This is a genomic window from Salmonella sp. 32100201201700099SM, assembly GCF_017572645.1.
Classification (GTDB): domain Bacteria; phylum Pseudomonadota; class Gammaproteobacteria; order Enterobacterales; family Enterobacteriaceae; genus Salmonella; species Salmonella enterica.
Window position 1 is genome coordinate 110,821 of sequence record NZ_JAGERQ010000010.1, and the last position, 22,100, is coordinate 132,920.

The 22,100-nt window shown below is 49.7% G+C and carries 23 protein-coding genes, 1 tRNA gene and 2 pseudogenes; 16 read left to right on the forward strand and 10 right to left on the reverse strand.

What is annotated here, in order from left to right:
* Nucleotides 1-322: 322 nt before the first annotated feature.
* Nucleotides 323-733, reverse strand: a complete 411-nt coding sequence (gene hiuH / locus J4685_RS16660) for a hydroxyisourate hydrolase (protein WP_000833182.1) — start codon at nucleotides 731-733, stop codon at nucleotides 323-325.
* Nucleotides 734-868: 135 nt separating this feature from the next.
* Between hiuH and hprR the strand changes: the two genes are divergently transcribed.
* From hprR to J4685_RS16680, 4 genes and pseudogenes are all read left to right on the forward strand, one after another.
* Complete coding sequence (gene hprR, locus J4685_RS16665) at nucleotides 869-1,549, forward strand: response regulator transcription factor HprR (protein ID WP_000698204.1); 681 nt, start codon at nucleotides 869-871, stop codon at nucleotides 1,547-1,549.
* Complete coding sequence (locus J4685_RS16670) at nucleotides 1,542-2,906, forward strand: heavy metal sensor histidine kinase (protein ID WP_000240025.1); 1,365 nt, start codon at nucleotides 1,542-1,544, stop codon at nucleotides 2,904-2,906. The genes hprR and J4685_RS16670 overlap by 8 nt, the downstream gene beginning before the upstream one ends.
* A gap of 172 nt (nucleotides 2,907-3,078) precedes the next feature.
* Nucleotides 3,079-4,548: pseudogene (locus J4685_RS16675) on the forward strand (C69 family dipeptidase).
* A gap of 108 nt (nucleotides 4,549-4,656) precedes the next feature.
* A complete protein-coding gene (locus J4685_RS16680) occupies nucleotides 4,657-4,767 on the forward strand; it encodes a hypothetical protein (protein WP_000174816.1) in 111 nt (36 codons plus the stop codon).
* On the opposite strand, the gene J4685_RS16685 is transcribed toward J4685_RS16680, so the two are convergent.
* Complete coding sequence (locus tag J4685_RS16685; RefSeq protein ID WP_001111006.1) at nucleotides 4,768-4,938, reverse strand: YlcI/YnfO family protein; 171 nt, start codon at nucleotides 4,936-4,938, stop codon at nucleotides 4,768-4,770. It abuts the gene before it with no gap.
* Nucleotides 4,939-5,270: 332 nt separating this feature from the next.
* Here J4685_RS16685 and sopB point away from each other — a divergent pair, with 332 nt between their 5' ends.
* Nucleotides 5,271-6,956 (forward strand): SPI-1 type III secretion system effector inositol phosphate phosphatase SopB, encoded by a 1,686-nt coding sequence (sopB, locus tag J4685_RS16690; RefSeq protein WP_001166948.1) that lies wholly within the window; start codon nucleotides 5,271-5,273, stop codon nucleotides 6,954-6,956.
* Between the two features lie 16 nt (nucleotides 6,957-6,972).
* Nucleotides 6,973-7,314: a type III secretion system chaperone SigE gene (gene sigE, locus J4685_RS16695; protein WP_000444724.1), complete on the forward strand. Its 342-nt coding sequence runs from the start codon at nucleotides 6,973-6,975 to the stop codon at nucleotides 7,312-7,314.
* Between the two features lie 9 nt (nucleotides 7,315-7,323).
* On the opposite strand, the gene J4685_RS16700 is transcribed toward sigE, so the two are convergent.
* The gene (locus J4685_RS16700) at nucleotides 7,324-7,644 is read right to left on the reverse strand and encodes a hypothetical protein (RefSeq protein WP_011233082.1); all 321 of its coding nucleotides are present in this window, start codon (nucleotides 7,642-7,644) and stop codon (nucleotides 7,324-7,326) included.
* 217 nt (nucleotides 7,645-7,861) lie between these two features.
* Between J4685_RS16700 and pipB the strand changes: the two genes are divergently transcribed.
* Together pipB and pipA are read left to right on the forward strand one after the other, a co-directional pair.
* Nucleotides 7,862-8,737, forward strand: a complete 876-nt coding sequence (gene pipB, locus J4685_RS16705; protein ID WP_001123031.1) for an SPI-2 type III secretion system effector PipB — start codon at nucleotides 7,862-7,864, stop codon at nucleotides 8,735-8,737.
* A gap of 222 nt (nucleotides 8,738-8,959) precedes the next feature.
* Entirely contained in the window at nucleotides 8,960-9,640 is a 681-nt protein-coding gene (gene pipA / locus J4685_RS16710; protein WP_000938179.1) for a type III secretion system effector protease PipA, read from the forward strand.
* Nucleotides 9,641-9,776: 136 nt separating this feature from the next.
* Here pipA and J4685_RS16715 read toward each other — a convergent pair.
* Nucleotides 9,777-9,864 (reverse strand) — tRNA-Ser (locus tag J4685_RS16715).
* A 394-nt stretch (nucleotides 9,865-10,258) separates the two neighbouring features.
* Here J4685_RS16715 and yccA point away from each other — a divergent pair.
* The gene (gene yccA, locus J4685_RS16720) at nucleotides 10,259-10,918 is read left to right on the forward strand and encodes an FtsH protease modulator YccA (protein ID WP_000374046.1); all 660 of its coding nucleotides are present in this window, start codon (nucleotides 10,259-10,261) and stop codon (nucleotides 10,916-10,918) included.
* Between the two features lie 86 nt (nucleotides 10,919-11,004).
* Nucleotides 11,005-11,334 (forward strand): sulfurtransferase TusE, encoded by a 330-nt coding sequence (gene tusE / locus J4685_RS16725; RefSeq protein ID WP_000904446.1) that lies wholly within the window; start codon nucleotides 11,005-11,007, stop codon nucleotides 11,332-11,334.
* Here tusE and yccX read toward each other — a convergent pair.
* From yccX to J4685_RS16740, 3 genes and pseudogenes are all read right to left on the reverse strand, one after another.
* Nucleotides 11,331-11,612, reverse strand: a complete 282-nt coding sequence (gene yccX, locus J4685_RS16730) for an acylphosphatase (protein ID WP_000072878.1) — start codon at nucleotides 11,610-11,612, stop codon at nucleotides 11,331-11,333. The two genes, tusE and yccX, sit on opposite strands and share 4 nt — an antisense overlap.
* Nucleotides 11,613-11,660: 48 nt before the next feature.
* Nucleotides 11,661-12,440, reverse strand: a complete 780-nt coding sequence (locus tag J4685_RS16735; RefSeq protein ID WP_000548080.1) for an AraC family transcriptional regulator — start codon at nucleotides 12,438-12,440, stop codon at nucleotides 11,661-11,663.
* A gap of 25 nt (nucleotides 12,441-12,465) precedes the next feature.
* Nucleotides 12,466-13,013: pseudogene (locus J4685_RS16740) on the reverse strand (YbhB/YbcL family Raf kinase inhibitor-like protein).
* 214 nt (nucleotides 13,014-13,227) lie between these two features.
* On the opposite strand from J4685_RS16740, the gene rlmI reads away from it, so the two are divergent.
* Together rlmI and hspQ are read left to right on the forward strand one after the other, a co-directional pair.
* Complete coding sequence (gene rlmI / locus J4685_RS16745) at nucleotides 13,228-14,439, forward strand: 23S rRNA (cytosine(1962)-C(5))-methyltransferase RlmI (protein WP_000140483.1); 1,212 nt, start codon at nucleotides 13,228-13,230, stop codon at nucleotides 14,437-14,439.
* Between the two features lie 57 nt (nucleotides 14,440-14,496).
* A complete protein-coding gene (gene hspQ / locus J4685_RS16750) occupies nucleotides 14,497-14,814 on the forward strand; it encodes a heat shock protein HspQ (RefSeq protein WP_000561984.1) in 318 nt (105 codons plus the stop codon).
* Nucleotides 14,815-14,858: 44 nt separating this feature from the next.
* On the opposite strand, the gene J4685_RS16755 is transcribed toward hspQ, so the two are convergent.
* The gene (locus tag J4685_RS16755) at nucleotides 14,859-15,272 is read right to left on the reverse strand and encodes a CoA-binding protein (RefSeq protein WP_001537782.1); all 414 of its coding nucleotides are present in this window, start codon (nucleotides 15,270-15,272) and stop codon (nucleotides 14,859-14,861) included.
* Between the two features lie 173 nt (nucleotides 15,273-15,445).
* Between J4685_RS16755 and J4685_RS16760 the strand changes: the two genes are divergently transcribed.
* Together J4685_RS16760 and mgsA are read left to right on the forward strand one after the other, a co-directional pair.
* Complete coding sequence (locus J4685_RS16760) at nucleotides 15,446-16,108, forward strand: DUF2057 family protein (protein WP_000847717.1); 663 nt, start codon at nucleotides 15,446-15,448, stop codon at nucleotides 16,106-16,108.
* A 94-nt stretch (nucleotides 16,109-16,202) separates the two neighbouring features.
* Nucleotides 16,203-16,661: a methylglyoxal synthase gene (mgsA, locus tag J4685_RS16765; RefSeq protein ID WP_000424187.1), complete on the forward strand. Its 459-nt coding sequence runs from the start codon at nucleotides 16,203-16,205 to the stop codon at nucleotides 16,659-16,661.
* A 35-nt stretch (nucleotides 16,662-16,696) separates the two neighbouring features.
* Here the strand turns inward: mgsA and helD are convergent, their stop codons facing one another.
* On the reverse strand, nucleotides 16,697-18,751 hold the full coding sequence (gene helD / locus J4685_RS16770; RefSeq protein WP_000420524.1) for a DNA helicase IV: 2,055 nt from the start codon (nucleotides 18,749-18,751) through the stop codon (nucleotides 16,697-16,699).
* Nucleotides 18,752-18,874: 123 nt separating this feature from the next.
* On the opposite strand from helD, the gene J4685_RS16775 reads away from it, so the two are divergent.
* Together J4685_RS16775 and yccS are read left to right on the forward strand one after the other, a co-directional pair.
* Nucleotides 18,875-19,321, forward strand: a complete 447-nt coding sequence (locus tag J4685_RS16775) for a YccF domain-containing protein (RefSeq protein ID WP_001261222.1) — start codon at nucleotides 18,875-18,877, stop codon at nucleotides 19,319-19,321.
* Between the two features lie 18 nt (nucleotides 19,322-19,339).
* Nucleotides 19,340-21,493, forward strand: a complete 2,154-nt coding sequence (gene yccS, locus J4685_RS16780; RefSeq protein ID WP_000950864.1) for a YccS family putative transporter — start codon at nucleotides 19,340-19,342, stop codon at nucleotides 21,491-21,493.
* On the opposite strand, the gene J4685_RS16785 is transcribed toward yccS, so the two are convergent.
* Nucleotides 21,480-22,085, reverse strand: coding sequence for a TfoX/Sxy family DNA transformation protein (locus tag J4685_RS16785; RefSeq protein ID WP_001265371.1), 606 nt, complete (start codon nucleotides 22,083-22,085; stop codon nucleotides 21,480-21,482). The two genes, yccS and J4685_RS16785, sit on opposite strands and share 14 nt — an antisense overlap.
* Nucleotides 22,086-22,100 lie beyond the last annotated feature (15 nt).

Genomic DNA, 22,100 nt, shown 5'->3' on the forward strand with positions numbered 1-22,100 from the left:
TGCCCACAAGCGGGATAACCACCGCTTGTGGGAGGAGAGTCGATACGCTGAAGATTTTTATTCCCGCCGCGATGTCTGCTCGCCATAAATCCCGGCGATTAATAAAATCTAAGAGCCTGTCCCACCAGGCGTTATTGGCGCAGCCTGTTTGGACACGGACAGCGCGCAAAAACCGGAGCGTACACGTTGTACGTGAGGTTTGACTCGCTACGCTCGCCCTTCGGGCCGCCGCTAGCGGCGTTCAAAACGCTAACGCGTTTTGGCGAGCACTGCCCAGGTCCAAAATGGCAAGTAAAATAGCCCTAATGGGATAGGCTCTAAATTAGCTCCCGCGATAGGTTGAATAACCATACTGACTTAATAACAGCGGCACATGATAGTGCTCATTCGTTTTGCTGATATGAAACTCGACGGGAATCTCCGGGAAAAACGTGTCCAGTTTTTTACTTTCAAAATACTGGCCGGTTTTAAAAATAACGCGATAATCCCCCGGCGCGGCAGCTTTTTCGGGCCACAGTGCTTTAATACGTCCATCCTGGTCGGTATGCCCGGTGTTTAATTGCGTCCATCCGTTATCCTTTTTCTGCTCCAGTACCACCTCCACGCCGGGCGCTGGTTTGCCTGTTTGCTGATCGAGAATATGTACGCTGAGAATATTGTTGCCAGCGGCCAGCGCCATTGCCGGGGCTGCAACAAGAGACGCTATCGCGGTAGCCAGTATATATCGTTTCATGCTTCACTCCTTTACGGTATTGATGCAGGAAAATATATCTGGCGCGTCCAGGATTAACCTTACACGGACATGACAATTATGTCATCTTGTTGGAGATTTACGGATTCGCTAACAAGCCTATGGCATACTGCGTCGATGAAGATTTTATTGATTGAAGATAACCAGAAAACCATTGAGTGGGTACGTCAGGGACTCACGGAGGCAGGCTATATGGTTGATTATGCCTGTGATGGACGAGACGGATTACACCTGGCCCTTCAGGAACATTATTCATTGATTATTCTTGATATTATGCTGCCGGGGCTTGATGGATGGCAGGTTTTACGCGCGTTACGCACTGCGCATCAGTCCCCTGTTATTTGCCTGACGGCGCGCGACTCGGTTGAGGATCGCGTCAAAGGTCTTGAGGCGGGCGCTAATGATTACCTTGTTAAGCCTTTTTCCTTCGCCGAACTGCTGGCCCGGGTGAGAGCTCAACTCAGACAGCACGTCCCGGTCTTTACCCGACTGACGATCAATGGTCTGGACATGGATGCCACAAAGCAATCGGTGTCACGAAATGGCAAACCGATTTCCCTGACCCGCAAAGAATTCCTGCTCCTCTGGTTACTGGCGTCCCGGGCAGGAGAAATCGTGCCCCGAACCGCGATCGCCAGCGAAGTTTGGGGAATTAACTTTGATAGTGAAACCAACACCGTTGATGTCGCGATTCGTCGGCTGCGCGCCAAAGTAGACGATCCATTTGAAAAGAAGCTCATTATGACCGTCCGGGGGATGGGTTACCGATTACAGGCGGAAACGTCGCAGAATGGTTAAGTTATCAATGACGCTGCGCCTGACAATTTCTTTTATCGCCATCCTTATCCTCGCCTGTACCGGCATTAGCTGGACGCTCTATAACGCGCTGAGCAAAGAATTAACGTATCGGGATGATATGACGCTAATAAATCGGGCGGCGCAAATGCAGCAACTGTTACTGGATGGCGCCAGGCCGGAAAATCTGCCGCTCTATTTCAATCGGATGGTGGATACGAAGCAGGACATCTTATTGATCCATTCAGCAACAGGCCACAATGTTGCGATTAATCATAGCGGCATCCCCGACCAACGCTTTAACGAGATTCCGCTGGCTAAAAACATCACCCGCGAAACCTTATTTCGCCAGGCGGTACAAGGCACAGAACTTACCGCGGTACGAGTAAACGCCAGAAGCGGCGATGACCCGCTGACCCTTACTATTGCCAGGCTGGCGACGGAAAGGCGGCAAATGCTGGCGCAATATCGCCGTAACAGTTTGCTGATTAGCCTTATCGCGATCCTCGTCTGTTCGGCACTCAGTCCATTAGTCATCAGAAACGGGCTGCGGGCCATTACGTCGCTCAGCCGACTCACCGCGGCGACAGATAGCGGCACACTTCGCCAGCCGTTGGCGGAACAGGCGTTACCCGTTGAGCTCAGGCCGCTTGGACAAGCGCTAAATACCATGCGCCAGAAGCTTTCCGACGATTTTGAACGCCTGAACCAATTTGCCGACGATCTGGCGCATGAGCTGCGCACGCCGGTTAATATTTTACTGGGGAAAAACCAGGTGATGCTGAGTCAGGAACGCAGCGCCGAAGAGTATCAACAAGCCCTTGTCGATAATATTGAAGAGCTGGAGGGACTGTCGCGACTGACAGAAAATATTCTCTTTCTGGCACGCGCGGAACACCAGAATATAGCGGTAAAAAAACAGCCTGTTTCGCTCAATGCGCTGGTCGAAAATATGCTGGATTATCTTAGCCTCCTTGCCGAGGAGAAGCGCATCTGTTTTATAAATCAATGTCAGGGAACGGTATGGGCTGACGAAATATTATTACAAAGAGTGCTCTCAAACCTGCTGACGAATGCCATCCGTTATTCTGATGAAAACGCCGTGATACGTATTGAAAGCGCTTATGATGATAACGTTGCAGAAATTCGGGTCGCTAATCCGGGCAGCCACCCCGCTGATGCGGATAAGCTTTTCCGGCGTTTTTGGCGAGGAGATAATGCCCGCCACACTGCCGGTTTCGGCCTGGGGCTATCGTTGGTTAACGCGATTGCTCTATTACACGGTGGCTCGGCATCTTACCGCTATGCCGATGAACATAATATCTTTTCGGTTCGTCTGCCCGATAGCGGTGATAGCTAAGGTCAGTACAGGTTCTGTTCCCCTTCCCTGCCACAGGGCTGTGGTTATCAATACAACCTCAATAAAAAGAAAATAAAGGATGCCGGTAAAGAATATTGCTGGCTCGATCACTTTCTCGGTTTCCAATCCAGGGTCAATTCATCCCATAACGCGTTATTCAGTGGGAACCTTTATGAAAAAGTATCTTGCTTTCGTCGTTACGCTGCTGGGTATGGGTAAAGTCATCGCCTGTACTACCCTTTTGGTAGGCAATCAGGCTTCGGCTGACGGCTCCTTTATTATCGCGCGCAACGAGGATGGCTCGGCAAATAACGCCAAGCATAAGGTTATTCATCCCGTCGCGTTTCATCAACAAGGCGAGTATAAAGCACATCGCAACAATTTTAGCTGACCGCTTCCGGAGACAGCGATGCGCTATACGGCGATTCATGACTTTGATACTAACGATAACGCCATGGGTGAAGCCGGTTTCAATTCGGCGGGCGTCGGAATGAGCGCAACGGAAACCATTTACAACGGCAGAGCGGCGCTGGCTGCCGATCCTTACGTGACAAAAACGGGAATCACGGAAGACGCCATTGAGTCCGTGATCCTGCCAGTGGTGCAATCGGCGCGTCAGGGCGCCAAATTACTGGGCGACATTATTGAACAAAAAGGCGCTGGCGAAGGTTTCGGCGTCGCGTTTATTGATAGCAAAGAGATATGGTATCTGGAGACGGGAAGCGGACATCAATGGCTGGCAGTACGACTTCCGGCAGATAGCTATTTCGTTTCCGCCAATCAGGGACGTTTACGGCATTACGATCCGAATGATAACGCGAATTATATGGCGTCATCAACGTTAGTAAGCTTTGCGAAAAAGCAGGGATTATATGATCCGGCCCGCGGCGAATTCGACTTTCATCAAGCCTATTCGCAGGATAACAAAAACGATACCACCTATAATTATCCGCGCGTCTGGACGCTACAACACCAGTTTAATCCGCATCTGGATACGGCCGTTAGCGAAGGGGAAACATTTCCTGTTTTTTTAACGCCAATAACGAAGATCAGCGTGGCGGCAGTAAAAAACGCGTTACGCAATCACTATCAGGGAACGTCGCACGACCCTTATGCCAGTCATAATCCACAAGAACCATGGCGACCTATATCCGTTTTTCGTACCCAGGAGTCACATATTTTACAGGTCAGACCGAAATTACCGCAGGCTATCGGCAACGTAGAATACATCGCCTATGGAATGCCATCTCTTAGCGTCTATCTCCCCTATTACCAGGGGATGCGTCATTATCAACCCGGAGATGATAAAGGAACCGATCGGGCGAGCAACGACTCTACCTACTGGACATTCCGCACGCTGCAAACACTGGTTATGCAAGACTACAATACGTTTGCGCCAGATGTGCAACATGCCTGGAAAACATTTGAACAGCAAACAGCTAAGCAACAGTATAAGATGGAGCAGAGCTATCTGAGATTATATGCGTCGCATCCGAAAGAAGCACAACGCTTACTGCAAAATTTTGAAGATAAAACGATGCAAAATGCGCAGACGCTCGCCCGTCGCCTGACCAATAATATTATTACGACAATGACTTACCGCACAGATATGAAATATCACTTTTCAAGTACGCAGCCATAAATTTAATGACAATCTATTAGCCACTCATACACAATAAGATAAAGCGGTACCAGAATTAGCCAGATATAAAAGACAATAATTATTATAGATTCATAGAGAGGATAGTTTATGACACTCCAGGCAAATATCAGCAGAGAGACAAAAACGGCAAAGACCCAGGAGGTATATAAGCACGTTGTTCTTTTCAAAATGGCCGCCCCCTCTTACATAAGACGATAACTACAGCTTATGCCCCGTGTTACATAACTTTTCCCGACAGGCCTCTTTTACCCATGCTGAAAAATTCCGCGTCTTTTCAGATTTCAACGCGAATTCTATCTGTTCAAGCATGGAATAGGAAAAACGAATGTTCTTCGTCACGGTCTTACTTGTCCGGGGCTTTGCTGGCATACACACACCTGTATAACATTTGATGTAACGCCGTTACTTTACGCAGGAGTAAATCGGTGAATTTGATCTGAGTCAAGAAGGTGGGTTTTCAATAAAAGTTGTGCCCTAAATTGTGAAGTTTGTAGATTTTATGAACATTTAATGTACCGATCTCCCCCCATGATCGCCACTACGTATGGACGTCAGGATGCCTCCCCGCCTGATCAGAAGCGTTTCCTCATTAAAAAGGACATTTTTTTAAAGTTCCTGGCGCATAAAAGTCACATCCTTTTAAAGGGTTGTTAACCCTGTTGAATGTTTCCACTCCCCTATTCAGGAATATTAAAAACGCTATGCAAATACAGAGCTTCTATCACTCAGCTTCACTAAAAACCCAGGAGGCTTTTAAAAGCCTACAAAAAACCTTATACAACGGAATGCAGATTCTCTCAGGCCAGGGCAAAGCGCCGGCTAAAGCGCCCGACGCTCGCCCGGAAATTATTGTCCTGCGAGAACCTGGCGCGACATGGGGGAATTATCTACAGCATCAGAAGACGTCTAACCACTCGCTGCATAACCTCTATAACTTACAGCGCGATCTTCTTACCGTCGCGGCAACCGTTCTGGGTAAACAAGACCCGGTCCTGGCGTCAATGGCAAACCAAATGGAGTTAGCCAAAGTTAAAGCGGACCGGCCAGCAACAAAACAAGAAGAAGCTGCGGCAAAAGCATTGAAGAAAAATCTTATCGAACTTATTGCAGCACGCACTCAGCAGCAAAATGGCTTACCTGCAAAAGAAGCTCATCGCTTTGCGGCAGTAGCGTTTAGAGATGCTCAGGTCAAGCAGCTTAATAACCAGCCCTGGCAAACCATAAAAAATACACTCACGCATAACGGGCATCACTATACCAACACACAGCTCCCTGCCGCAGAGATGAAAATCGGCGCAAAAGATATCTTTCCCAGTGCTTATCAGGGAAAGGGCGTATGCAGTTGGGATACCAAAAATATTCATCACGCCAATAATTTGTGGATGTCCACGGTGAGTGTGCATGAGGACGGTAAAGATAAAACGCTTTTTTGCGGGATACGTCATGGCGTGCTTTCCCCCTATCATGAAAAAGATCCGCTTCTGCGTCAGGTCGGCGCTGAAAACAAAGCCAAAGAAGTATTAACTGCGGCACTTTATAGTAAACCTGAGTTGCTTAACAGAGCCTTAGAGGGCGAAGCGGTAAGCCTTAAACTGGTATCCGTCGGGTTACTCACCGCGTCGAATATTTTCGGCAAAGAGGGAACTATGGTCGAGGATCAAATGCGCGCATGGCAATCGTTGACCCAGCCGGGAAAAATGATTCATTTAAAAATCCGCAATAAAGATGGCGATCTACAGACGGTAAAAATAAAACCGGACGTCGCCGCATTTAATGTGGGTGTTAATGAGCTGGCGCTCAAGCTCGGCTTTGGCCTTAAAGCATCGGATAGATATAATGCCGAAGCGCTACATCAGTTATTAGGCAATGATTTACGCCCTGAAGCCAGACCAGGTGGCTGGGTTGGCGAATGGCTGGCGCAATACCCGGATAATTATGAGGTCGTCAATACATTAGCGCGCCAGATTAAGGATATCTGGAAAAATAACCAACATCATAAAGATGGTGGCGAACCCTATAAACTCGCACAACGCCTTGCCATGTTAGCCCATGAAATTGACGCGGTGCCCGCCTGGAATTGTAAAAGCGGCAAAGATCGTACAGGAATGATGGATTCAGAAATCAAGCGAGAGCACATTTCTTTACATCAGACCCATATGTTAAGTGCGCCTGGTAGTCTTCCGGATAGCGGTGGACAGAAAATTTTCCAAAAAGTATTACTGAATAGCGGTAACCTGGAGATTCAGAAACAAAATACGGGCGGGGCGGGAAACAAAGTAATGAAAAATTTATCACCAGAGGTGCTCAATCTTTCCTATCAAAAACGAGTTGGGGATGAAAATATTTGGCAGTCAGTAAAAGGCATTTCTTCATTAATCACATCTTGAGTCTTGAGGTAATTATATGGAAAGTCTATTAAATCGTTTATATGACGCGTTAGGCCTGGATGCGCCAGAAGATGAGCCACTGCTTATCATTGATGATGGGATACAGGTTTATTTTAATGAATCCGATCATACACTGGAAATGTGCTGTCCCTTTATGCCATTGCCTGACGACATCCTGACTTTGCAGCATTTTTTACGTCTTAACTACACCAGCGCCGTCACTATCGGCGCTGACGCAGACAATACTGCTTTAGTGGCGCTTTATCGCTTGCCGCAAACCAGTACCGAAGAAGAGGCGCTCACTGGTTTTGAATTATTCATTTCAAACGTGAAGCAATTGAAAGAGCATTATGCATAATGTAATACGTCAACATACTTTCTTAATGAGATAAAACGCGATACGTATGCCCTTTACAAGAGACAAAACCAGAATCTTTGGTGGAAATGTAAGGGGCAAACGTTCCTCTTTCTCATTTTGCTCTGTTTGCGGGAGCATTTTTAGTGTGTAAGTATTCCTGCTCATCAGGTTTTTACGCCATCTACGCACATTTATTCTGCTATAAGTTGAAATGCTGCAAAAAATATTAAAGCTTATTATTTTTTCTTTAAGTAAATTTTCGCTCAACAAACTTAATTGTTTATTCAATGATGATGAAGCGTAAGCTATGCTGGAAATGAAGGAAGTCAATAGCAAGGATAATCTTATTATTCACGGGTGATATTACTTCTGCTTCACCGTTATGGCAGATATCATCGCCTCTTGTCAGATGCCAGACACCTACTCATACTCAACCAAAGCTCTAAATACAAAAATCACCTTATATCTTTTCTTATTATTCCTTGTATAAATGTGACTTGACTCACACCTATAAGGAGTCGACTCACTTCCATAAGAAGGAATCAAAATGCCAATAACTAACGCGTCCCCAGAAAATATATTAAGATATTTGCATGCGGCCGGTACCGGTACGAAAGAAGCAATGAAAAGTGCAACTTCACCACGCGGTATACTGGAATGGTTTGTCAATTTTTTTACCTGTGGTGGAGTAAGAAGAAGCAATGAAAGATGCTTTCAGGAGGTAATTGGAAAACTGACCACATCATTATTATATGTAAATAAAGATGCTTTCTTCGATGGTAATAAAATATTTCTGGAGGATGTCAACGGGTGTACTATATGTCTGTCATGTGGAGCAGCATCCGAAAATACGGATCCCATGGTCATTATTGAAGTGAACAAAAATGGAAAAACTGTAACGGATAACGTTGATAGTGAGAGATTTTGGAATGTATGTCGAATGTTAAAGCTGATGAGTAAACATAATATACAACAGCCTGATTCACTTATAACCGAGGATGGTTTTCTGAACCTGCGCGGAGTAAACCTGGCTCATAAAGATTTCCAGGGGGAAGATTTGTCAAAAATAGATGCTTCTAATGCAGATTTCCGTGAAACAACTCTTTCTAATGTAAATTTAGTCGGTGCAAATTTGTGTTGTGCAAATCTACACGCTGTAAATCTAATGGGTTCAAACATGACTAAAGCAAACCTGACTCACGCAGACCTGACTTGCGCTAACATGTCCGGTGTAAACTTAACCGCTGCAATTCTATTCGGCTCAGACTTAACTGACACCAAACTAAATGGTGCAAAATTAGATAAGATAGTTCTAACTTTAGCAAAAGCATTAACAGGAGCCGATCTGACAGGTAGTCAACATACCCCTACTCCACTCCCGGATTACAATGATAAAACGCTTTTCCCCCATCCAATATTTTAGTCGAGATAAAGGGATTTTATAAACAAGAAGTATTCAAACAGAAGCCCCCCTTGTTTTATTAAACAAACCCCGCCCCTAAGCTTCATTATAAATAACATTTTCAGCGTATTACTTGTTGGTTTTGTCTGAATCATAGCGTTATCTGTATGTGGCACATTAACTAAAAACACTATTATTGTTTAATTTAAATAATTCATAATTGCAGTCAGGGAATAAGAAATTATGCTTCCGGTCACCTACAGATTAATACCTCAAAGCGGAGTATCCACATATGGATTAAATACCGCAGATACACCTGTTTTCCCCGATATTCCCGAACATGCACCAAACCCCTCACGGCTACGCCTTGCTCATGACAGCCTTGCCATAAACAGTGAATTCCGTCTGGAGCCAGAGTGTGTGGTGGAGTACCTTATCTCAGGCGCGGGTGGAATAGACCCTGATACAGAAATTGATGACGACACTTATGACGAATGCTACGATGAACTATCCTCCGTACTTCAAAATGCGCATACCCAAAGCGAAACATTCCGCAGACTGATGAATTACGCATATGAAAAAGAACTACATGATGTGGAGCAGCGCTGGCTACTGGGGGCAGGCGAAGCCTTTGAAACTACCGTGGCTCAGGAACACTTCAAACTTTCAGAAGGCAGGAAAGTTATTTGTCTCAATCTGGACGATTCTGATGATTCATATACCGAACATTATGAAAGTAACGAAGGAAGACAACTTTTTGACACAAAACGTTCATTTATTCATGAAGTTGTACATGCACTGACCCATCTTCAGGATAAAGAAGAAAATCATCCAAGAGGCCCTGTTGTCGAATATACCAACATTATTCTGAAAGAGATGGGGCATCCTTCACCTCCCAGAATGGTCTACATCTTCAATAAATAGACACATCAGGAAACGAAAAGAAACTAAAAACCCACGTAGTCCGTTTTTTCGGGAAATGTTCTGGCAGTATTTTCTAACTATATTCTAAGCGCCCAAAAAACAAATGGGTTACCTTTCGGTAACCCCTTGTTTAATCTGGCGGAAGCGCAGAGATTCGAACTCTGGAACCCTTTCGGGTCGCCGGTTTTCAAGACCGGTGCCTTCAACCGCTCGGCCACACTTCCGGAATGAGGCGCACTATAAACATCCCGGTGCGTCATGTAAAGACCGAATGTGTTCGTTTGCGTGAAAAACAGGCAAATTTTCGTTAATTGCCTGAAATAGCGGCACATTGACCATTTCTTCAACACAAAAACGGGCTTAATACGTGTTGATCGTCCCCACTGTTTTACCTCTGTGATTATCAATTTTTTATCGGTAACGCGTGGTTGGCGCTGCCGCCTGTTTTATGGCGTAGCGCCAGGCATGAGCAGACCGTTTTAACGACGGTAATCACCTGAAATCTCTTAAGGAAACTAAACGTAAACGAATGCGTAAAGATGGGTAAAACCACTGGGTGACAGTGACTGTTTTTATTATTCTCCTTTATTAATTACATCTGTCATAAGAGAGTGACTAATGGATCGTATCATTACATCATCGCGTGATCGTAGCTCGCTACTGAGTACGCACAAAGTACTGCGCAACACCTATTTTCTGTTGAGCCTGACGCTGGCTTTCTCCGCAATTACCGCGACAGCCAGTACGGTACTGATGCTGCCCTCCCCCGGCCTGATTCTGACGCTGGTCGGTATGTATGGGCTGATGTTCCTGACCTATAAAACCGCCAATAAGCCGGTCGGTATCCTGTCTGCTTTTGCGTTTACCGGCTTCCTCGGCTATATCCTGGGCCCAATTCTTAACGCCTATCTGTCAGCAGGCATGGGCGATGTCATTGGCCTGGCGCTGGGTGGGACCGCGTTAGTATTTTTCTGCTGCTCCGCTTACGTTCTGACCACCCGTAAGGATATGTCTTTCCTGGGCGGTATGTTAATGGCCGGGATCGTCGTCGTGCTGATTGGTATGGTGGCGAATATTTTCCTGCAACTGCCTGCATTGCACCTGGCGATTAGCGCGGTGTTTATCCTGATTTCCTCGGGCGCTATCCTGTATGAAACCAGTAACATCATTCACGGCGGTGAAACCAACTATATTCGTGCGACCGTCAGTCTGTACGTTTCGCTGTACAACATCTTTGTCAGCCTGCTCAGCATTCTGGGCTTCGCCAGCCGCGACTAATCGACATTCCCCTCTTCCAGCCCTGCTTATGCAGGGCTTTATTTTTTGCTACACTGCCGTCCGTGTTGATTACGCAGTGAAACGTTATGTTGATCTTTGAAGGTAAAGAAATCAGTACTGATAGCGAAGGCTATCTGAAAGAGACGACGCAGTGGAGTGAAGCGCTGGCAGTCGCTATCGCCGCCAATGAAGGCATTGAGCTCTCTGCGGAACACTGGGAAGTCGTGCGCTTCGTGCGCGAATTTTACCTGGAGTTTAATACCTCTCCCGCCATCCGAATGCTGGTAAAAGCGATGGCGAATAAGTTCGGCGAAGAAAAAGGCAACAGCCGCTATCTGTATCGTCTGTTCCCGAAAGGCCCGGCAAAGCAAGCGACCAAAATCGCCGGTCTGCCCAAGCCGGTAAAATGTATTTAATACCGAATACTAAATCCTGTTAGCGTCTCGCGAGGGCTGTGCGGTTCAGTGAGGATTTTGTCCACACGAGCAGAGCGCGGTCCGCCTTCTTTCAGCCACTTGATGAGCTTTTCTACCTGCGCCGCGTCGCCACAGGCCACCACTTCTACGCTTCCGTCATCCATATTCTTCGCATAGCCGGTTAACCCCAGCCGCTGCGCCTCATGCTGCGTGGTATAGTGAAACCCGACGCCCTGAACGCGACCATAAACCCAGGCGATAATGCAGACGTTCGACATGATGGTTCTCCTTTCATAATCAACGGTGAAGACGCATACAGGACATACTTAACGTACCTGACTGGGCAGACACCCATAATGTTGGCGGAATCTGGCCGTAAATCGCGACCCCGACAGGTAGCCGCACCGTAGCGCTATTTCGCCGATCGGCAGCGTCGTCGATTGCAGTTGAGAAAGCGCGCAGGACATGCGTACCTCTTCAATAATTTGCCGATAACTCTGCGATTCGCGCTGCAAACGCCGACGCAGCGTCGATGTTCCCATAGCAAGGCGGCGGGCTATCTCCTGGGCTGTCCATAGCTTAGCAGGTGAGAGCATAATCAGTTGCCGCACCTGCTCCGTGAGGGTGTAACGCCGTTCAATAAGCAGCGGTCCCGCCGCGCCATCATGTAAAAGCGCTAACAGTAACCCCATCGCCTGATGTTCCTGTAGCCCAACGGGCAACCCCTGGCGCACAGCATCCAACACGTTCTCCCACATAAATGTCAGGCTACGGCTCATCGGCGTACACAGCGATGTCAGGTTTGCCGGTGGATAATCCTGAACATACATCGTTTTAAAGCGAGCAATAATCTCCGGTGAAAGTAACAACAGGTCGGAGCGAAAACCGTTCTGCGCAGGCTGATTAATAATCTCCAGCGGCGTGTTCGCCGGAATAATAATTAACTCGCCAGGCCCGGCGACAAGGCGGCTATCATCCTGAATGATGACTTTACTGCCCTGCGTAATATGGCAGATCGCGGCGGAAAAAAGCGTAACACGATGCAAACGGTGCAGATGACTGGAACGCACCTCTGCCGTCGTAAGATCCTGATGTCGAATATGCATCTCCTGCACCGTGCCGTCCTCTGTTTTACCTTCCGTATGTGGCCGTGAATTGTGCTTTCGCAATCACATGCGCGTTAAGCATAAACCCTACCAACGCGCCACTCGACTCACTGTCGAGCGGCAGTGTTGCCGTATTCAGCGCCCACACAGTAAACTGATAGCGATGAGGCTTATCGCCCGGCGGCGGACAGGCGCCGCCAAAGCCAGCATAACCGAAATCATTACGCCCCTGCACCACTCCAGCGGGTAACGTTTTTTTATCAGCCCCCGTCGGCAGGTCGTGAATCTGCGCAGGAATATTCACCATCGTCCAGTGCCACCAGCCGCTTCCGGTGGCGCATCAGGATCGAAGACGGTAATAGCGTAGCTTTTGGTTCCGGCAGGCGGATTGCGCCAGCTCAGCTGCGGCGAAATATTTTCTCCGCTACAACCAAATCCTTTAAAGACGTGCTGTTGCGACAAACGAAAATCCGCCGGAATATCCGCGCTACTGAGGCTAAACGTCGACGCGGCAGATACGCTGCCACTTAATGCCATCATTGCGGCTGCGGTCAAAGAGAAGACTGTTTTCATTGTATTTCCTTCTTTATGTAAAGAAATAACACTATAAAAAGCGCCCGCCGAAGAAACTGTGCCTTTACGATTCTATTTTGTGCAGAAACGCTCACCGCCATACGCTGATGATTGCCCCTCTTATCTGTGCTACCCTACGCGCCATTTCGTTTTCACGGTCCCTGGCTGGAGCTATCATCCGGCTCGCGTCACTGTTTGTGAGAGGTTACTCCGCATGACTGAATCTACATTTCCGCAATATCCCCGTTTAGTCCTCAGCAAAGGGCGAGAAAAATCTTTACTCCGCCGCCACCCATGGGTCTTTTCCGGCGCCGTATCCCGTCTGGAAGGCAAAGCCAACCTCGGTGAAACTATCGATATCGTCGACCATCAGGGAAAGTGGTTAGCACGCGGCGCCTGGTCGCCAGCCTCCCAGATCCGCGCGCGCGTCTGGACATTTGATAAAGCAGAATCCATTGATATTGCGTTTTTCACCCGCCGCCTGCGTCAGGCGCAGCAGTGGCGCGACTGGCTGGCGAAAAAAGACGGTCTGGATAGCTATCGTCTGATCGCCGGTGAATCCGATGGCCTGCCTGGCGTCACTATCGATCGTTTTGGTTATTTTTTGGTGCTGCAACTGCTCAGCGCCGGGGCCGAATATCAACGCGCCGCATTAATTAGCGCTCTGCAAACATGCTATCCGGATTGCGCTATTTACGATCGCAGCGACGTCGCCGTGCGGAAAAAAGAAGGGATGGCGCTGACGCAAGGCCCGGTCACTGGCGAACTGCCGCCTGCGCTTTTGCCAATTGAAGAACACGGTATGAAATTGCTGGTCGATATCCAGGGCGGCCACAAAACCGGTTATTATCTTGATCAGCGCGACAGTCGTCTGGCGACGCGCCGCTACGTGGAAAATCAGCGGGTACTGAACTGCTTCTCTTATACCGGCGGTTTTGCCGTGTCGGCGTTAATGGGCGGTTGTCGCCAGGTTGTCAGCGTGGATACCTCACAGGATGCGCTGGATATCGCCAGGCAAAACGTTGAACTGAACCAACTGGACTTGAGCAAAGCCGAATTCGTGCGCGACGACGTGTTTAAGTTGCTGCGCGCTTACCGTGAACACGGCGAAAAATTCGACGTCATCATCATGGACCCGCCCAAATTCGTCGAAAATAAAAGCCAGTTAATGGGCGCCTGCCGGGGCTATAAAGACATTAACATGTTAGCGATTCAACTGCTCAATCCGGGCGGCATACTGCTGACATTCTCTTGCTCCGGACTGATGACCAGCGATTTATTTCAGAAAATCATTGCCGATGCCGCAATAGATGCCGGTCGTGATGTACAATTTATAGAGCAGTTCCGTCAGGCCGCCGATCACCCGGTGATCGCCACCTACCCGGAAGGGCTGTATCTGAAAGGGTTTGCCTGTCGCGTCATGTAACTTGAAAAGTGGAATAGTATCCTCATATAAAGGGTATCTATTTCCCGGGAGGTGACTATGATAGCCAGCAAATTCGGTATCGGCCAACAGGTCCGCCATTCCCTGTTAGGTTACCTCGGAGTGGTCGTCGATATCGACCCGGAATATTCGCTTGATGAGCCGTCGCCTGATGAACTGGCGGTTAACGACGAACTTCGCGCCGCTCCGTGGTACCACGTGGTAATGGAAGATGATAATGGTCAGCCAGTGCATACTTATCTGGCCGAGGCCCAGTTGCGAAGCGAAATGCGGGACGAGCATCCAGAACAGCCATCGATGGATGAACTGGCGCGTACCATTCGCAAGCAGCTTCAGGCGCCGCGACTACGTAACTGATTGTATGTAAAAGGCCGGAGAGCGATATCCGGCCATTTAAACTTTTATTTCGCCAGCCCCAAGCGAGGGATCTCAATCGCCGGGCAGCGATCCATCACCACGGTCATGCCTGCATCCCGCGCCAGTACCGCCGCCTGTTCGTTGATCACGCCAAGCTGTAGCCACAGCGTTTTTGCGCCGATGGCGATAGCTTCCTGCGCGACGCCCCATGCAGCTTCAGAGTTGCGAAAAACATCCACCATATCGACTTTTTCGGGAATATCCGCCAGCGTGGCATACCCCTGTTGCCCCAGCAATGTCTTACCCGCGACTTTTGGCGCAACCGGAATCACATGGTAGCCCTGTTCAAGCAGGTATTTCATTACCCGATAGCTTGGACGATCGGGTTTATCGCTCGCACCTACCAGCGCGATAGTGCGAGTGGACGTCAAAACATCAGCAATATCGGTCTCTTTCATCATCTTTCTCCTGGCTGTTTTGCAAAGTGTACGACAAACCTGACATAGCAACCATTCATCCCATACCGATGTATGAGAGCAAAACGCCAAAATATGTCTATATGTTAGTAAACATGATCTAAGAAAAATTTCGATACATTATTAGCCAGACGGCCTTTGGACAGGAGAACCTTATGAAAACCGGCGCGCTAGCCACCTTCCTTGCTCTCTGTTTGCCGGTGACTGTTTTTGCCACAACGCTCCGTTTGTCTAATGAGGTTGATCTGCTGGTGCTGGACGGCAAAAAGGTGTCCAGCTCTTTATTACGCGGCGCAGAGAGCATCGAACTGGAAAACGGGCCGCATCAACTCGTTTTCCGGGTGGAAAAAACCATCCGCCTGCCCGGTAATGAAGAGCGACTTTATATTTCTCCGCCGCTGGTGATAAGCTTCGATACCCAGCTGATAAGTCAGGTCAATTTTCAGCTCCCGCGGCTGGAAAACGAGCGCGAAGCCTCGCATTTTAACGCGGCGCCGCGTCTGGCGCTTTTGGACGGCGACGCCATGCCCATTCCGGTAAAACTCGATATTCTGGCCATTACTTCTACGGCTAAAGTGGTCGATTACGAAATAGAGACCGAGCGTTATAATAAATCGGCGAAACGCGCCTCGCTTCCTCAGTTCGCCACGATGATGGCAGACGACAGCACATTACTTTCCGACGTCTCAGAGCTTGATACCGTACCGCCGCAATCACAAACTCTGACAGAACAGCGGCTGAAATATTGCTTCCGACTGGCCGACCCGCAGACACGCCATCATTTTCTGCAATGGGCGGAAAAACAGCCGCCCTCTTGATATGAGTTGTCCCAGCGCGCAATTTTTTTGTCTTTCTCTTGCAGCATCAAGCGCTTCCAGTAATCTGTAGATAGGTTAACTACGGAATCGAATTATGGAACTGACGACTCGCACCTTGCCGACGCGCAAACATATCGCGTTGGTTGCTCACGACCACTGCAAACAGATGTTAATGAACTGGGTGGAACGCCATCAGCCGTTGCTGGAAAAACACGTTCTTTATGCAACCGGCACCACGGGGAATCTGATCCAGCGCGCAACCGGTATGGACGTTAATGCGATGCTGAGCGGCCCGATGGGCGGCGACCAGCAGGTTGGCGCGCTCATTTCAGAAGGGAAAATCGACGTGTTGATTTTCTTCTGGGACCCGCTTAACGCGGTACCGCACGACCCCGATGTCAAAGCGCTACTGCGTCTGGCCACTGTATGGAATATCCCTGTCGCCACTAATGTCTCAACGGCGGACTTTATCATCCAGTCCCCGCATTTTAATGACGCTGTAGATATTCTTATTCCGGATTATGCGCGTTATCTGGCCGAGCGCCTGAAATAACCGCTACGCGGGCGGGATGCTATACCGCCCGCGCTTTAGGGCTTCCTCGCCACCGGCACATCCAGCTGTTTAAGCGCCTCCACAAAGCGCGAGGGATTATCTTTATTGAAAAGCAGCCAGACCCGCGCACGCGCGCGCGTCAACGCCACATATAACAAACGCCGCTCTTCAGCGTCCGGAAAATCCTCAACCTGAGGAAGAAGCGCACTTTCCATAATGGATTCTCGCGCCGGGGCGGGGAAACCGTCGTTACCCTCCTGCAATCCGACAAGAATCACGTAATCGGCCTGTTGGCCTTTGCTGGCATGGATAGTCATGAAATCTATCTGTAACTTCGGCCAGCGAGTCGCCGCTTTTTGTAGACTCGCGGGTTTCAGATGGTGATAGCGCGCCAGCACCAGGATACGTTCATCCTCCTTCGCATAGCCGGATAATTTATCCAGTAACGCGTCCAACTGGCTTTCATCCAATAACGTAACCGCTTTTTTATCGCCTGGGGTCAGACTATTTAACGGTTTTTTAAGTTGGTGCGGATTCTGCTGTACAAAGCGATTGGCAATATCGCCAATCCGACTGTTAAAACGGTACGTGGTGTCCAGGTGACAATGCTCGCCCTCGCCGAACGTCTGATGAAACGCCGTCGTTAAGGAGAGCTGCGCCCCGCTAAAACGGTAAATCGCCTGCCAGTCATCGCCAACGGCAAACAGCGTAGTCTGGCTATTCTGCTTGCGTAGCGCCTCTAACAGCGCCGCCCGTTGCGGGGAAATATCCTGAAATTCATCGACCAGAATATGCTTCCACGGGCTAATAAAACGCCCTTTTTCGAGGATCACCATTGCCTGATGGATCAGCCCGGAGAAATCAACGGCATTTTCCGCTTTCAATGCGCTTTTCCAGGCCTTCAGCAGCGGCGCCATCAACTTAATGCGTTTGCCAAACAGCTCGCGGCACTCCTCTGGCGCGCCAGCGATCATTTCTGCCTGCGCGCCGCCGTGCATACGCATCAAACTGACCCAACGATCCAGGCGAGGGGCCAGACGCCGCTGCAATGTCTCATCGTCCCAGAAATTACCTTCCGGCACTACCCACTGCATCTCCTCTTCCAGCCACTGACGCCAGCCTTTGGCCTGCGCTTTTTTCTCGCTACACTGCTGACGCCAGGTGTGCAGAAATAGCTGATGCCGCGCGGTGGCGTCACTTTCCAGCTTACTGACAACCGGCGCTTTTTTACTGCCTTGCTGAATAATATACAGCGCCAGCGAATGGAACGTACGGGCAGTAATCTCTTCCGTATGTAAGCGCTCGCGGATACGCTCATCCATCTCTTCTGCCGCCTTGCGACCAAACGCCAGTAAAAGAATTTGCCCCGCATCGGCTTGCCCGCGCGCCAACAGCCAACCCGCGCGCGCCACCAGCACCGAGGTCTTACCGCTTCCCGCGCCCGCCAGTACCAGTAACGATGATTCGCCGTTAACCACCGCCCTGGCCTGGGAAGGATTAAGCGGAGAAGATTCTATCTGCGTAAAAAAGTCGGCATGCGCTTCCAGCATGGCATCAGCATACGCCTGATTATGCTGCTGCCGACTTCCCTCGCTATCCTGTAACCATGCCAGACACTTACGCCATATCTCGCGACAGTGAGCAAACTCCTCCAGACGTGAGACCGGCAGCGGTAAGGCGGTAAACGTCTGGCGAATTTCGTGTTCCAGCCCACGAACGCGTTCACGGGTAAGCCATTGGTTTTCGCCCGTTCGCTCACTAATACGCGCCCATTGCTCCTGTAATGCCTGCGCGGCGACATCACTCATCTCCTGGCTCCAGCGACGCCAGTGCGCGTCCAGATAGCGATGGAATTGCTGGGTTTCCGACCACTCGGTACCGTGCAAACGCACGACTTTATCCTCCGGGAGGACAAACTCCAGCTCGCCCCATACCAGCCCACGCTTACAGTGAATCGCCAATAACTGATTGAATGGAATAAGATATTCATGCCTGTCGCCAGACACTTTCACCCCAGCGTTGAGGATCACGGCACGATCATACGGGTGTTGCGCCAGACGTTTTCCAAGAGAAGTTGCTTTCAGTTCCATGACTCAGCGAATCCAGACGTAAAGATGTGCTTATCAGTGTAACCGCCAGAGAAAACGTGCTCCAGTCTAAAAAAACGTTACAATTGCCCGCAGTGATAGAAAACCGGAATGAACTGAGGGTTTATGCGTACCGTTCTGAATATTTTAAACTTTGTACTGGGCGGCTTTGCCACTACGCTGGCCTGGCTGCTGGCGACGCTGGTCAGTATTGTGCTTATTTTTACCCTGCCGTTGACCCGCTCCTGCTGGGAGATAACCAAACTGTCCCTGTTCCCTTACGGTAATGAAGCCATTCACGTTGACGAACTTAATCCGGCGGCAAAAAGCGTATTAATGAATACTGGCGGTACCTTGCTGAATATTTTCTGGTTACTTTTTTTCGGCTGGTGGCTATGCCTGATGCACATTGCCTCCGGTATCGCGCAGTGTGTCACTATCATCGGGATACCTGTCGGTATTGCGAACTTTAAAATTGCCGCGATTGCGCTTTGGCCTGTCGGTCGCCGCGTCGTCTCTGTAGAAACCGCTCGCGCCGCGCGAGAAGCTAACGCGCGCCGCCGTTTTGAATGATCGGGACAAATAGCCTTTATGTTAAGTCCGTTGATTCGCCGTTATACCTGGAACAGTACCTGGCTGTATTACATCCGCATTTTTATCGCTCTGTGCGGCACCACCGCCCTGCCCTGGTGGCTGGGCGACGTCAAACTGACCATCCCGCTCACGCTCGGTATGGTTGCCGCGGCGCTAACCGATCTCGACGACCGCCTTGCCGGACGCTTGCGTAATTTAATCATTACCTTAATTTGCTTTTTTATCGCGTCGGCTTCTGTGGAGCTGCTCTTTCCCTGGCCGTGGCTATTTGCGTTGGGCTTAACGTTATCCACCAGCGGATTTATTCTGTTGGGAGGACTAGGGCAACGCTATGCCACCATCGCGTTCGGCGCGTTACTCATTGCGATTTATACGATGCTGGGCGCTTCTTTATACGATCACTGGTATCAGCAACCACTGCTCCTGCTGGCAGGCGCAGTATGGTATAACCTACTGACGCTAACCGGGCATCTGCTATTTCCGATCCGTCCGTTGCAGGATAATCTGGCACGCAGTTACGAACAGTTGGCGCACTATCTGGAACTGAAATCACGTCTGTTTGATCCTGATATTGAAGATGAAAGCCAGGCGCCGCTCTATGATTTAGCGTTAGCGAACGGGCAGTTAATGGCGACGCTGAACCAAACGAAAGTGTCGTTGTTGACTCGCCTGCGCGGCGATCGCGGTCAACGCGGTACGCGCCGCACTCTCCATTACTATTTTGTGGCGCAGGATATTCATGAACGCGCCAGTTCTTCGCATATTCAATACCAGACGCTGCGCGATTATTTTCGCCATAGAGACGTCATGTTCCGCTTTCAACGTCTGATGTCGATGCAGGCGCAGGCCTGTACGCAGCTGGCGCGCTGTATCTTACTGCGTACGCCGTACCAGCATGATCCGCGCTTTGAACGCGTCTTTACCCACATTGACGCCGCGCTTGAACGTATGCGCGCCAGCGGCGCTTCTTTAGAGCTGCTGAATACGCTTGGATTCTTATTAACCAACCTACGCGCTATTGATGCGCAACTGGCGACGATCGAGTCGGAGCAGGCCCAGGCAATGCCGCGCAATGAGTCAGAAAACCAGTTGGCTGACGATAGCCTGCACGGGTTTAGCGACATCTGGCTGCGTCTGAGCCGTAATTTTACCCCGGAGTCCGCTCTCTTTCGCCATGCGGTACGCATGTCGCTGGTATTGTGCATCGGTTATGCTCTCATCCAAATTACCGGGATGCGCCACGGGTACTGGATATTGCTCACCAGCCTGTTCGTTTGTCAGCCTAACTATAACGCGACCCGCCATCGCCTTGCGCTCAGGATTATCGGTACGTTGGTAGGCGTTGCGATCGGCCTGCCGATTTTATGGTTTGTCCCTTCGCTTGAAGGACAGTTAGTTCTGCTGGTGATTACCGGCGTGCTTTTCTTCGCATTCCGTAATGTGCAGTATGCCCATGCGACGATGTTCATCACCCTGCTGGTATTACTCTGCTTTAACCTCCTGGGCGAAGGCTTCGAGGTAGCGTTACCGCGCGTCATCGACACGTTAATTGGCTGCGCTATCGCCTGGGCTGCGGTCAGCTTTATTTGGCCGGACTGGCGCTTTCGCAACCTTCCCCGGGTACTCCAGCGCGCCACCGATGCTAATTGCCGCTACCTTGATGCGATCCTTGAGCAATATCATCAGGGACGGGATAACCGCCTGGCCTATCGCATTGCCAGACGCGACGCGCACAACCGCGATGCAGAACTGGCATCCGTGGTTTCTAATATGTCGAGCGAACCCGACGTCACGGCTGAAACCCGGGAGGCGGCGTTCAGGCTGCTTTGCCTCAATCACACTTTTACCAGCTATATCTCCGCCCTCGGCGCGCACCGCGAAAAGCTCAGTAATCCGGACGTGTTGGGGCTTCTGGATGACGCGGTCTGCTACGTTGATGATGCGCTTCATCATCAGCCTGAAGACGAACAGCGCGTACACCAGGCGCTGGAGGGTTTAAAGCAGCGAGTTCAGTCGCTGGAAACACGTCCGGACAGCAAAGAACCTCTGGTTGTTCAACAAATTGGTTTGCTCATTGCCTTACTGCCCGAGATTGGACGCTTGCAACGGCAAATTTCACCGCCGACTTCTACATTAATTACCCAGCCGTAAGCGAATGAGCCCAGTCGGCAAGCTCCTGGCGACGACTCGCCGGGAGCGCCGCTTCATGTACGCCGACAATTGCGCCTTCCAGGGCATACAAAACTTTCACCGTCAGCAAGGGATTGCTTTGTCGCAACCTTAGCCAGCACATTTTAGCGCCCAGTATGCGTAACATATTTTCGTCCTTTATCCCTGACTCATTGAGCAATGTTTCCAGATGGAAGGTCATATTGGGGAGATCTTTGAGTCTGTGCTGTAAAATACGGCTGTGTTTTTCCTTCATTGCCGCGTCAAGCGAATACTTCGATAAACGTACCAGCTGCTGCTGATCGCGCCACAGGCTTTCATCCACCCGGTAATAGTTGAGCATAACGGGACGTCCACATTTCATGAACATGAGCCAGGCGGGGGGATGCTTCACACAGTAGGGTACGCTTTCTTCACAGGCGCGGAGATAAAGCTCGCCATTAGCCACCATCGCAAAGACGGTATCCTCCACGGTCAGACTATAGCTACCGAATAAAGATCGATACTGGATCGTCCCCAAAGAGGCCAAATATTCTTGCGATTTATAGATCCTGTCATAAGAGAGTACTCTCATAAAATTCCTTTTAAA